General features: G+C 32.5%; 12 protein-coding genes. 2 read left to right on the top strand and 10 right to left on the bottom strand.

Translation table 11 applies throughout. The features are described 5' to 3' along the window. On the bottom strand, window positions 1-425 hold a 425-nt coding region (locus ABMA45_RS05520; protein ID WP_348029928.1), incomplete at its 3' end, for a hypothetical protein. A 222-nt stretch (window positions 426-647) separates the two neighbouring features. On the opposite strand from ABMA45_RS05520, the gene ABMA45_RS05515 reads away from it, so the two are divergent. Both ABMA45_RS05515 and ABMA45_RS05510 read left to right on the top strand, forming a co-directional pair. After that, complete coding sequence (locus ABMA45_RS05515; RefSeq protein ID WP_022088887.1) at window positions 648-1,358, top strand: LytR/AlgR family response regulator transcription factor; 711 nt, start codon at window positions 648-650, stop codon at window positions 1,356-1,358. A 3-nt stretch (window positions 1,359-1,361) separates the two neighbouring features. Beyond that, window positions 1,362-2,627, top strand: coding sequence for a sensor histidine kinase (locus ABMA45_RS05510; RefSeq protein WP_022088886.1), 1,266 nt, complete (start codon window positions 1,362-1,364; stop codon window positions 2,625-2,627). A gap of 210 nt (window positions 2,628-2,837) precedes the next feature. On the opposite strand, the gene ABMA45_RS05505 is transcribed toward ABMA45_RS05510, so the two are convergent. From ABMA45_RS05505 to ftsH, 9 genes are all read right to left on the bottom strand, one after another. Further along, entirely contained in the window at window positions 2,838-3,098 is a 261-nt protein-coding gene (locus ABMA45_RS05505) for an HPr family phosphocarrier protein (protein WP_022088885.1), read from the bottom strand. Then, window positions 3,095-4,063: a DNA-binding protein WhiA gene (gene whiA / locus ABMA45_RS05500; RefSeq protein ID WP_022088884.1), complete on the bottom strand. Its 969-nt coding sequence runs from the start codon at window positions 4,061-4,063 to the stop codon at window positions 3,095-3,097. Before whiA ends, ABMA45_RS05505 begins: the two co-directional genes overlap by 4 nt. Before the next feature lie 105 nt (window positions 4,064-4,168). Then, entirely contained in the window at window positions 4,169-5,029 is an 861-nt protein-coding gene (rapZ, locus tag ABMA45_RS05495; protein WP_022088883.1) for an RNase adapter RapZ, read from the bottom strand. A gap of 18 nt (window positions 5,030-5,047) precedes the next feature. Beyond that, window positions 5,048-5,965 carry a UDP-N-acetylmuramate dehydrogenase gene (murB, locus tag ABMA45_RS05490; protein ID WP_022088882.1) on the bottom strand — a complete coding sequence of 306 codons (918 nt, stop codon included), beginning with the start codon at window positions 5,963-5,965 and terminating at the stop codon, window positions 5,048-5,050. A gap of 129 nt (window positions 5,966-6,094) precedes the next feature. After that, entirely contained in the window at window positions 6,095-7,039 is a 945-nt protein-coding gene (locus tag ABMA45_RS05485; protein WP_022088881.1) for an ROK family glucokinase, read from the bottom strand. A 15-nt stretch (window positions 7,040-7,054) separates the two neighbouring features. Further along, window positions 7,055-7,996: an HPr(Ser) kinase/phosphatase gene (gene hprK / locus ABMA45_RS05480; RefSeq protein ID WP_022088880.1), complete on the bottom strand. Its 942-nt coding sequence runs from the start codon at window positions 7,994-7,996 to the stop codon at window positions 7,055-7,057. A 131-nt stretch (window positions 7,997-8,127) separates the two neighbouring features. After that, window positions 8,128-10,026 (bottom strand): excinuclease ABC subunit UvrC, encoded by a 1,899-nt coding sequence (uvrC, locus tag ABMA45_RS05475; protein ID WP_022088879.1) that lies wholly within the window; start codon window positions 10,024-10,026, stop codon window positions 8,128-8,130. Between the two features lies 1 nt (window position 10,027). Then, entirely contained in the window at window positions 10,028-10,687 is a 660-nt protein-coding gene (locus ABMA45_RS05470; RefSeq protein WP_022088878.1) for a YkgJ family cysteine cluster protein, read from the bottom strand. Window positions 10,688-11,262: 575 nt separating this feature from the next. Beyond that, window positions 11,263-13,260, bottom strand: coding sequence for an ATP-dependent zinc metalloprotease FtsH (gene ftsH / locus ABMA45_RS05465; protein ID WP_022088877.1), 1,998 nt, complete (start codon window positions 13,258-13,260; stop codon window positions 11,263-11,265). Window positions 13,261-13,534: the final 274 nt, after the last annotated feature.

Raw genomic sequence — 13,534 nt, 5'->3', positions numbered from 1 at the left:
AATTTTTCAAAATTTAACAAGCCATATTCTTCTATTATTTCATCATTATGTTCAACAATTTCCACACAGATTCTTATTTTCTCTACATTTTTAAATATTTCCAATCCTCTACAGTCAATAACAGAATATTTGTAATTACTATTATCCAATCCATCCATGTATGTATATGTATCATCAGGATCTATCCTTAATTCTGTTACTGCATCAATTTCATTCTGAGTCAATTGATTGTCATTATTAGAATCAAATGATTGACTGACTAATTCTCTTACATATTCACTCGGAAAATTTTTCTCATTAATTTCAATGCCTTTTTCTTCCTTCTTATCACTTTTTGTATATTCTATATTATCCTTTGAACGTCCACTGGTTATTAAAATTATAACTGTAAACATTGCATAAATAATGATTTTTTTAACGTTCATAACACCCTATCCTTAACTAAAACCGACCCTATGTTTCTTATATTTATTTTACAATATTAAGGATATTGCTTCAATTCTTTCTTCGTACTCTTTCCCCAACGACAATTAACAGTACACAAACTACATTTATTTTAATTGACCATAATGTTTTCAATCTATATACTTTAATTATGACAAACGTCATCTTGTAAAATTTGTCATTGTATTGGAGGTAATTTAATTATGTATAAAATATTAATTGTAGAAGATAATTCTATAATTACAGATTTTCTTATAAATGTAATATCAGAATTATACCCTAAATGGTCGGTTTATAATGCCGATTCTTATAAGAAGGCAATTGACATTGCGATGAATCAAGATATCGATTTATTTATCCTTGACTATGAATTAAATAAAGACAATTTAACTGAAAATGGATTTAATCTTGGCATTGAATTAAAGAATATTCCTAAATATAAGAATACGCCTATGGTTTTTGAAACAAGTTACCCAAATCATATTTTTTCTATTATAAATGAACTTCATTGTATTTATTATTTGATAAAACCGTATGAGAAAGCAGATATACAGCATATGCTTAATAAGATTTTAAATTACAATAATCTGGAAAAACGTTTTTCAATAAAGGATTCATTTGGAATTAACTCTTATATAAATGATAATGATATTATTTATGTTAACACCAACAGACATACCCTTGAAATTTTTACAACCACGAATTCATTTTTATGCATGAATTATTCATTATCACAACTTATCAAAGAGTCTGACATATTAATTCAGTGTCACAAAAGTTATGCAATAAATCCTAAGTTTATTACTAATTTAGATAAAACAACATATACTGTAACTCTTCAATTTAATGATAAAGTATTTTCTATTCCTATTGGTCGAAAATACAAAGAAACTCTATTAAGAAAGATGGATTAATATATGAATATAAATTTTATAGATTATTTTTCAACAATTATAGAAACACTATTTTTTCTTGTCTTAAGTGCAGGATTTTTATCAAAGAAATTTAAATTATCGAAATTAGTTATTTCATTAGCTCCAATATGTATTTTTAAATTTGCTTTTATATTTTTACCTTTGTCATGGCAGGCAGAGTCATTATCTTCATGTATAAATATAATACTTGGCATTTTTTCAATTATGATATTAACGGCTTCAGGAGTCCTTTCCTCAATGTTTTGTTATATATTAGCATATATTATAGGTTTTCTTCTGCAAATTGTTTTAGTAGCATTTGTTCCTTTGTTTGGAGATTTTGTTAATTCAGATTTATTTTCTCTTTTAGGAGCAATTTATACCTTAATATGTGCAATTATTATCAATCACTTTTTTAACCTAAGGAAAATATATTTTTACTTATTTGAAGGTGGCAAACTAATTACATTTATAATAACAAATGTTTTTGGGTTAAGTTTTTTATTTGCGCTTTATTTCAAATTAAATCGTTCAAATTTTGCTGAAATTATTTTATTTATACTAATTTCATTTTTTACTTTAGTATCAATAAATATTGTATTGATAAATCAATTAAAACGACTTCGTGTACAATCAGCACAACTTAATGCTTATGAGCAGTATCTTCCTGTTCTTGAATCTCTTATCCAAAACGTTAGAATTAAGCAACATAATCATACAAATGAAATTCAATCTATTATTTCTCTTCTTCATACTTGTAATGATTATGATTCTTTAGTTTCTGAGATGACAAAATATATTAATATCAGCTTAGATTCCACTGAACCTGATTATCTGCTGAAACTCAACTTGCATCTTGTAGCAGGATTTCTTTATCATAAAAAATTGACAGCTTCCGAACATGGAATAGTTCTGGAGTATAATGTCCTTTCTTATAATTTAGAATCCAAAGTTCCTGAATACACCTTAGTTGAACTTTTTGGCATTCTAATAGACAATGCTATAGAAGCCACTCCTAAAGATGGAACTGTACATATTACAATTAATTCTGCTAACAGAAAAATTATTTTTTCAACTAGAAATCCGGGATATGTTTTAACTCCTGATGATAGAACAAATTTCTTTACTAAAGGATATACAACTAAATCTACCAATACAAACTCCGGCTTGGGTTTATATAATCTTAGGGATATCGTTTTAAATCAGTACAATGGCAGTGTTTCTCTTTGGAACGAAGGAACTGATATTTTGTTTGAAATTATTGTGTAATAATGGGATTAATTGAGAAAATTCTATATGCCTCATCATTTACATCAATGCTACATTAATTCATCGTGCTACCTATATGCTTTACCCAATGTGTGGAAATTTTTACAATAAAAAGATGCTGTCGCGTTTAACACAACAGCATCTTTTTATTTATCCTATTACCAATAATTATATATATATTTATATTTATCTTTCTAATATTAATATATCTTACTCTGCATTATTGCTAAGATATTCTTCGATTTTGTCAATAGCCTGAACTTCATCCTCACCGTCAGCTGTTACAGTAACTGTTTCACCTGATGCAAGTCCTAATGTCATCATTCCCATGATGCTCTTTGCATTTACCTTAACATTTCCATGTTCTACATAAATCTTGCTCTGAAACTGACTTGCCACCTGTACACATACCGCTACCGGTCTTGCTTCCAATCCTGTCTGAATTCCTATTGTTATGTCCTTTGTCGTCATTGATCTAATCCTCCCTGGGTATTACCTCTTAAATCGTCTGCGATTTCGCTTATTTTGCGTAATCTGTGGTTTACTCCTGATTTTCCAAGTGGTGGCTCAAGCAATCCACCAAGTTCCTGCAATGAAGAGTCCGGATTTTCCAGTCTCACCATGGCAATATCTTGAAGTTTACCCGGCAAATAATCTATGCCTGCTTTATCTATTATGTATTGGATATCATCAATCTGTCTGCATGCCGTATTAACTGTTTTTTTAATATTGGCTGCTTCACAATTAACTTGTCTGTTATAATAGTTGCTCATACCTTTAAGAATCCTTACATTCTCCATTTTCATAAGAGCAACGTGTGCTTCCATAACATTTAAAACATCCACTATGCCTTCGCCTTCTTTGATATATACCACACAATTACCCTTTCTTGCAACCGTTTTTCCCTCAATATTAAAAATATTCAGTATATCCAGTATCTGTTTAGCCTTAAGTTCATTATTGCATGCTATCTCAAAATGATACGATTTGTTAGGGTCATTAATTGATCCTGTTGCCATAAATGCTCCCCTAAGGAATGCCCTTTTACAGCAATTCTTCATTATTACTATATTATTTTGTACTGACAATATTTCCTCAATATCACCATCATTATTGACTAATTTTGTTGCCTGAAGTATTTTAAGGCTTTCCTCATGATTCTTTATATTAACAGTATATGTTCTTGACTTATTAGAATATGCACTTGTCCTTATGGAAATTTCAGGTTTTATTCTAAATGATTTTTTTATTAAATTTGCATACTTCCTTGCAACAGCCAATGTTTCAGTTCTCATCTTGATAGAATATTTGTTATCCCAGGAAATAATTACATTTCCACACATACTTGTAATTGCGGCAATTTCAGCAATTCTACAATGCTGTGCATTACTCATTTGCCTCGATAATTCTTCTTTTACTTCACTTGAAAATGACATTTTTACTCCTACTAAAAAGTTCTTGTCTGCTAACATCTATTAATTATGTTGTCATTAAAATATCTCCGTCTTTTAACAGCTATTTTATTTTTGTTTTTAAAACAACTATCTGTTAATATCTCTGTGTGATATCTTTATTCCATATTGGGCGTCTTCAACATCAAGTGCAGCATATAGCTCTCCTGCAACTGTTACTGAACGATGGTGTCCTCCTGTACATCCAATTCCAATTACAAGCTGATTTTTTCCTTCTGCGATATAATTTGGAATAAGGAATCTTACCATATCAATTAATTTTTCCAGAAATACCTGAGTTACATCTGCATTTAAAACAAATTCCTGTACCTCTCTGTCGAGCCCTGTTTTATGCTTAAGCTCCGGTTCATAATATGGATTTGGCAAAAATCTTACATCAAATACTAAGTCACAATCTGTCGGTATTCCATGTTTAAAACCAAATGACAATACCGATATGAACAGATTCTTGTACCCTTTACTCTGAACAAATATTTTTTCCAATTCTACGCGCAAATCTCTTACAAGCAGATTACTTGTATCTATGATGTAATCCGCCTGCTCACGCAAGAAAGCAAGCCTTTCCTGCTCAACTTTTATGCCGTGGGCAACACTTTTATTCTCACCCATAGGATGAGCTCTTCTTGTTTCTTTAAATCGCTTGATGAGCATTTCTTTACTACAGTCTAAAAATAAAATTTCATATTCCTGACCTTTATTTTTCATTTGCTCAAGAACTTTATTTATTTTGCCCAAATTTTGTCCACTACGAATGTCCACACCTATGGCTACTCTGTTAACTTCACTCGTCTGACTATAAACTAAATCAGCAAACGTTCCTATGAGTTCTATAGGAAGATTATCTGCACAATAATAGCCGCTGTCTTCTAAGATTTTAAGTGCTGTTATCTTACCTGAGCCTGACATTCCTGTAACTATAACAAATCTCATAATTGTCCTTTCATTTTATTACCATTTAACAGCCGGTAATATTTTAACCTCCGGTTCCAGAGTCACCTGAAATTCTTCGTATACTTTTTTTCTCACATCTTTCATCAAATTAATGATATCTGTTGCTGTTGCATTATCATAATTAATTACAAATCCACTGTGTTTTTCAGATACCATTGCACCACCTACACGGTAGCCCTTTAATCCTGCATCCTGAATTAATTTGCCTGCAAAATATCCTTCCGGTCTTTTAAATGTACTACCGGCACTTGGGTATTCTAAAGGCTGTTTTTCTTTTCTTTTAGCCATTAATTCTTTCATATGCATTTCTATTTCATCTCTGTTGCCTTCGTGCAACTCAATGCATGCTTCAAGTACTATCATTTTTTCTTTTACAATAATACTTGTTCTATACCCTAACTCTAGTTCTTCTGCTTTAAGAGTTTTCATTTCTCCATTATTATCAAGTACCTTAACCCACTTAAGAACATCCTTCATTTCCCCACCATATGCACCGGCATTCATCGTTACCGCTCCACCTAAGTTTCCCGGAATTCCATGGGCAAATTCAAATCCTGTCAGGCTTTCGTTTAATGCCTTTACTGCAATTTTAGATAATTTGGCTCCTGCCTTTGCAACTATCTCATTTCCATTTATTTCTATTTTCGCTAATGCAGAATCAATTTCAATTATCACACCATCAAATCCATCATCCTGTACTAATAAATTACTTCCATTTCCAATGACATAATATGGAATATTTTCTTCTACACATAAACGCAGAACATCCCTGACTTTTTTATATTCATCAGGGATTACATAGTATTTTGCAGTTCCTCCGGCTCTAAATGTACAGTGTGAACTCATCGGTTCATCACATCGCACATTACTATCACCGGCAATTAATTTTAATCTGTTTTCCAGACTTTTATTCATTGAAAAAATCTCCATTCAACTATTTTGATTATGTTTCTATATTAGATTTAAAGGCAAATATGTTAAATTCACAAAAAAATACATTTATGATTAACATTTGCTACAAATCTACTTTATAAAAACTGATATTTATTTACATATCATTGCTGCTGCACCATACATTCCTGCGTCATTTCCTAATGTTGCAAGATGTACTGCTGCGTCACCACATGCTGCAAAACATGTTTCACGGTATTTATCTTTAATAGCATCAATAAGGAACTGTCCTGCCTTACTAACACCTCCACCTATGATAAATGCCTGAGGATTTACAACTACTGCGATATGTGACATTGCTGTTCCAAGATATGTACCCATTGTTTCAACAACTTCATTTGCTCCTGCATCTCCTTCTTTTGCAAGGTCAAATACATCTTTAGCTGTGATGTTTTCTCCAAATTCTCTCATCTTTGTTTCTTTATCTGTATTATTCATTAAGCGTTTTGCAAGTCTTACAACACCTGTTGCTGATGTAAACTGTTCAAGGCATCCTTTTCTTCCACAATTACAGCTGTCTGTTTCATTATCATCTACATGCATATGACCAATTTCACCTGCTCCACCATTGTAGCCTGTGAGAATCTTTCCATTAATTATAACTCCACCGCCTACACCTGTTCCAAGTGTAATCATTACGATATCATCATAATCTTTTCCGCCACCCTGCCATGCTTCTCCTAAAGCTGCAACATTAGCGTCATTTCCTGCCTTAACCTTTATTCCTCTGAACATTTCAGATAACTTTTCTTCTACATTAAATGTTCCCCATCCGAGGTTTACACACTGAAGAACTGTTCCGTCATTTGTAATAGGTCCCGGAAGTCCGATTCCTACGCCTTCGATATCATCAAGGCTTATTTCTTTTTCTGCTAACCTAGCCTCCATTGCCTCGCAAATATCTGAGAGGATATTTTCACCAAAGTTCTCTGTTCTTGTAGTAATTTCCCATTTGTCTAAAAGTTCTCCTGCTGTGCTGAAAAGTCCTAACTTTACTGTTGTTCCTCCCACATCAATGCCAAAACAATAATTCTTCATTTTTTTATTTTCCTCCTAATCATCTTCTTCTTCACTTTTTTTCATAATGTTATTCTGAACTCTGTTATAAAGTTCTCTTGCTGCATTATAACCCATCTTCTTCTGTCTGTGGTTAACTGCCGCTGCTTCTACAATAACCGCAAGGTTTCTACCCGGTCTTATAGGTATTGAGTAACATACAACCTGATTTCCAAGGAATTCAATATACTGGTCCTCTAACCCTAAACGGTCATATTCTTTTTCTCTGTTCCATTCTTCTAATTTTATTACCATGTCAATGTTCTGTGTATCTTTAACATTTTCAACACCGAACAAAGTCTTAACATCAATAATACCTATTCCTCGAAGTTCAATAAAATGTTTTGTTATATCAGGTGAAGTTCCAATTAATGTTTCTTCACTTACCTTTCTTATTTCTACAACATCATCTGTTACAAGACGATGTCCTCTTTTAATAAGTTCAAGGGCAGCTTCACTTTTACCAATTCCGCTTTCACCCATAATCAAAACACCTTCACCATAAACATCAACTAAAACTCCGTGAATTGAAATACAAGGTGCAAGTTCTACATTAAGCCATCTTGTCAAATCAGCATAAAAACTTGACGTTGTCATATCTGTTGATAAAACAGGTACTCCATTCTTTCGTCCTACCTCAATCAAATCTTCATCCGGCTCAATTCCCTGACATATTACTAAACAAGGTATTCCGCTTGTCATTAACATGTTATACATTTCAATACGTTTCTCATGAGTCATTTCTGAAATATATGCCCACTCAACATTTCCTATAATCTGTACACGTTCTTTATCAAAATGATTAAAGAATCCTGCTAACTGCAAAGCCGGTCTGTTTACTTCCGGAATTGTTATCATTATCTTATTAGTATCAATTTCCGGTATATAATTTTTAAGATTATAATTTTCTATTATTTTTGAAAACTTTACTTTTGCCATATCTATGTTCCTCCTATTTTTTATTTCACATAAGAATATGTTGCATAAACCTATTCTTAAGCCCTTTTTTACTATTTCCGTAATATATTCTTCCTAGATTTTAACATCATAAACACTCTTTGTACACTAATTTAATGAAAAAAATCATAAACACTTTTTGCAATATTTTTTGTCATAGAAGGTGCCTGCTCTAAATTTTCTAATGATGCCTCTTTTATATTGTCAATCGATTTAAAATGTTGCATCAGAGCCTTTCTTCTTGCCGGACCAACTCCCGGGATGTCATCAAGAATAGATTTAACCTGTTTTTTACTTCTAAGACTTCTGTGAAATTCAATTGCAAATCTATGTGCCTCATCCTGAATTCTTGTAATTAATTTGAATGCCTCCGAATTTCTGTCTATCGGAATTTCTATATTGTTATAATATAGCCCTCTTGTCCTATGATTATCATCCTTAACCATTCCACATACCGGTATGTTCAAATGAAGTTTATCAAGCACTTCAAGGGCAACATTAACCTGTCCTTTTCCACCATCCATCATAATAATATCAGGAAATTTGCTGAAACTTCCAAGTTCATAATCTCTTCCGTCTTCATCCATTTTTTCTCTTTCCTCTAATCCATGGGAAAATCTTCTAGTAAGAACTTCCGCAAGACTTCCGTAATCATCAGCGCCCTTTATCCATTTAATTTTAAATCGTCTATAACTGTTTCTTTTTGGCTTCCCATCTTCATAAACTATCATCGAGCCTACTGATTCATATCCGTTAGTATTAGAAATATCGTAGGCTTCCATTCTATGAATATTTGTTAAATTTAGCAATTCTTCAATTTCTTTTACGGCTCCGATTGTTTTTTGCTTTTCTCTTCTGTATTTTTCCTTATTCTGTTCTAGGAGATTTCTCGCATTTTTATTTGCAAGCTCCACAAGTTTTTCTTTCTGACCTTTTTTCGGTTTTACAATTTTTACCATAAAGTTTTGATTTCTGCTAAGCCATTTGCTTATCAGTTCTTCATCTTCAATTTCTGTTGGCACAAATAACTCTCTTGGAATAAACGGAGTTCCCACATAATACTGTTTGATAAAATTAGTTACGATATCCATCCCTGTATCACCCGGAACAGTATTCATGTAAAAATGTTCTCTTCCTATTAATTTGCCATTTCTGACAAAGAAAACCTGAACTACTGCATCATTTCCTTCCTCTGCATATCCTATAATGTCCCTGTCTTCAAACTGATGCGTTGTAATTTTCTGATTTCCGGCAACATGATTTATGCTATTTATCAAATCTCTGCATTCCATGGCTTTTTCAAAATCTAAAGCCTCTGATGCCTTCATCATTTTTTCTTCTAATTCTTTTATTGTATCTTTATAATTTCCCTCAAGAAACTTTATAGCCTTATTTATATTTTCTCTATAATCTGCTTTTGAAATGTAGCCCTGACAAGCCCCATCACACTGTCCTATATGATAATAAAGGCACGGTCTTCCATTTATTTTTGGCACCTGCTTATGTTCACCATCAGCTGTCAGTGTATCATCCGTAACTATTGACTTATTGCAATTTCTTATGTGATACATTTTCTGAAGCAGGTCTATCGTATCCTTTACCGCTCCTGAACTTGTAAATGGTCCAAAATACTTGCTCTTGTCTTTCTTCATTCTTCTTGCAAATAAAATTCTTGGATAATCTTCATTTATTGTTACCTGCACATATGGATAACTTTTATCATCCATAAGCATTGTATTGTATTTTGGTCTGTATTCTTTTATAAGATTGCATTCTAATATGAGCGCCTCTAATTCTGAATCTGTAAGAATATATTCAAACCTGCTTATTTTCTGAACCATCGATTCAATCTTTGGTCCCCTTTTTTTTACATCTTTTCTGAAATATGAACTCACTCGTCGCTTTAACTTTACTGCTTTTCCGACATAAATTACGTCATCGTGAGAGTCATACATAAGATACACTCCCGGAGTCTCCGGCATTTTTTTCAATTCTTCCTGAAAATTAAACATTCTATCCTATTACTTCTTTCACTTTATTTATTCTTTGTGTAAACTGTGCGTAAAAATCATCATTAACTTCATATGGCATTAAATAAAATAATTTTACCAAATACATTGTTATCGTTTTAATTTGCTTTTCATCCTGCATTCCTTCCAAAATATGCTGTATGTCTTTTAGGAAATAATGCCATATAACAATGTATTCATGGTATTTATTTATATTATCTATTCCAAGCCATTTATCTATTCTAACTTTAGTTTTATTTTTCTTCGGGCATTCATAAATCTGATTAAAATATTTAAAATCATTATCATCGTATATTCTGCCTAACGGGAACAATCTGCATATACCAGGTCTGTTTGAATGCACACTGCATCTTCCGTTTTCATCTAGAAAATAACATTTCCCACCGTCTTCCTGCATTTTTAAGTTTGGCAAAATGACACCGTCTGCTACATTTAATTCCACCGCCCTGCTCATCAATTCTTCCATTGTGATTCCGGCTTTTGCAAATTGGTATATATCATATGGATCAAGCACTATTGACTCTCCCATATTGTGACAACACTTGCTGCATCCCTCGCAGTCGTTGCATCCTATCCTTGCCAAATCATTTTCTGTATATAATTTTCCATCTGTCATCTCTGACAAATCCCAATTTCTCTCCATGTTTACCTCTTGTGCTTATTAATAATTTAATGCCAGGATCAAATGGTTTAAGCCCACATGAGCTTACTCATAAGTGGGTAAAAGACCTTGAGACCCGCCCCAATATGAGCAAAAAAGTGGGATAATTCCCACGATATGCGAATATTGGGTAGGATTGTGGGAGTGCGTAGCACTAAACAATCCGTAGGCTTCAAAGTCATTTTATCATAAAACTATTTATGGGGCAAAATAATCGATTGGGGCTTTAACCAGATTTTTTTGGTGTGATTTTGTGGGCGTGATTTTCAATACTATGGACACGGCATTGCACGCATTTTGCATATGAATTCAATTTAATGAAATAAAGACTATACTTAAAATGATATGCTCCCCCATATAAGACTTTTATATTTCATTGTCCTATATGAGTGTCGCGTATCAGTAAAAGTATAGTCTTTGTTTTAATTATATATTTTATGAATTAATTAATTTAATTCACTTTTATTTGTATAGTATATGAATTGATTTCATTACATCTACATCAATTCATATTACCTAATTATTGATTATCATCCATTGTCTGACTATCTGACTAATTATTGATTATCATCTGTCACCTGACTATCTGCATTGTCATCGTTCTGCTGTTCTACTGTTTCACCGGCATCCTGCTGTCCTGCTTCCTCAGCCTGGCACTGATGATAAATTTCCATAAACTGCTTTCCTGTAATTGTTTCTTTTTCATATAAATATTCAGCAATCTTATCGAGCTTGTCTCTGTTTTCTGTAAGAATTCTCTTTGCTTCTTCGTATTTTTCTTTCAAAAGAATCTTTATTTCTTCTTCAATTTGTGAAGCTGTCTTTTCACTACAATTTAAACTTGTACTTCTTCCTAAATACTGATTTTCTACCTGTTCAAGGCTCATAAGTCCAAACTTATCTGACATACCGTACATTGCAATCATTGATTTTGCAATCTTTGTTGCCTTTTCCATATCATTTGAAGCACCTGTTGTAACTGAATCAAATACAATTTCTTCTGCTGCTCTTCCGGCAAGAAGCATAACCAGTCTTGCTTCAAGTTCGCTTTGTGACATCAAATATTTTTCTTCTTCAGGTACTGTCATTACATATCCTAAAGAACCCATCGTTCTTGGTACAATTGTAATCTTCTGTACAGGTTCTGCATCCTTTTCAACTGCTGTTACAAGTGCATGACCGACTTCATGATAAGCAACAATCTTCTTTTCTTCTGCTCCAAGAATCTTGTTCTTCTTTTCTTTACCTGCAATTACAACTTCTACAGCTTCAAATAAATCAGCCTGTGAAATCGCTTTTCTACCGGCTTTAACTGCATTAATTGCTGCTTCATTAATCATATTTGCGAGGTCTGAACCAACAGCTCCACTTGTTGCCAATGCAATTTCTTCAAGATTTACTGTTTCATCCATCTTAACATCTTTAGAATGTACTTTTAATGTTTCCAATCTTCCCTGTAAATCAGGTGTATCTACGATTACTCGTCTGTCAAAACGTCCCGGTCTCAACAATGCCGGATCAAGTACTTCCGGTCTGTTAGTTGCAGCTAAGATTAAAATACCTTTAGAAGAATCAAATCCATCCATCTCAGCAAGCAATGCATTTAATGTCTGTTCTCTTTCATCATTACCGCCACCATATTTTGAATCTCTGCTCTTACCAATAGAATCAATTTCATCGATAAATATAATACATGGTGCATTTTCCTCTGCCTGTTTAAATAAATCTCTAACTCTTGATGCACCTACACCAACATATAATTCAACAAAATCTGAACCTGATAATGAGAAGAACGGTACTTTAGCTTCACCTGCTACTGCCTTTGCAAGTAAAGTTTTACCGGTTCCCGGAGGTCCTACAAGCAAAGCTCCTTTTGGAAGTTTTGCCCCAATTTCTGCATATTTTCCGGGATTGTGAAGGAAATCTACCAATTCAACTACTGATTCCTTAGCCTCATCCTGTCCGGCTACATCTTTAAATGTAACACCTGTTTCTTTCTGAATGTAAACTTTGGCATTGCTCTTTCCAACTCCAAATATTCCATTTTTGCCACCGGCACTTCTTTTCATCATCATGCCAAATATAAAATAGAATACGGCAAACATAATAACAAGTTGTATTACATAGAAAATTATTTCCTGTGACCCACTATCAAATTGAGCCTTAAAGTTAACATCAGTATATTTTGTCTTTAATTCCTGAATCAAAGAAATATCTCTGTCTTCTAAATCTGTTGTCCAATATTTATACTGAATAAATGAGTTTTCTGATCCTTTTAAAGTTAATACAATTTTTCCTTTGTCAAATACTACCGTATCAACTTTGTCCTGCTCCAACAAAGCTATAAACTGATTATATGTTATTTCCTTTGTTGTTAACGCACTTGTCATATAAGATGAAAGTGACATAAATAAAAATGCAGCAACAATTGCGATTACTATAGGTATAATTGTGTTTTTGTTAGGCCTGTTGCCATTACCATTATTACCTGAATTATTACCATTATTGTTGCCATTATTATTTCGATTGTTATTTTGATAAAAATTATTGTCCATCTAAAATTCTCCTGTCAACTGTGTAATTGTAGTTATTTTATCATTTTGCATGAATTAATGCCAGTTATATAGCATATTTTTTATCTCACATACCATACTAATGTTATTTTATGAAAAAAGATTTAACAAATATTAAATTTATTAAAAATAATTATTGCTTTACTAATTTATTTAATCCTCAGGCATCTTTTTCTTATTATTATAAGCTATAATATATATATTAATTACTTATTTTTTGTCTTTTACTATATAATCAAAAGTTTTTTTTTCAAAA

It is taken from the genome of Eubacterium sp. CAG:156 (genome assembly GCF_000434315.1).
GTDB lineage: Bacteria > Bacillota > Clostridia > Lachnospirales > Lachnospiraceae > Eubacterium_U > Eubacterium_U album.
This window is presented reverse-complemented; position numbering and strand designations above follow the sequence as displayed.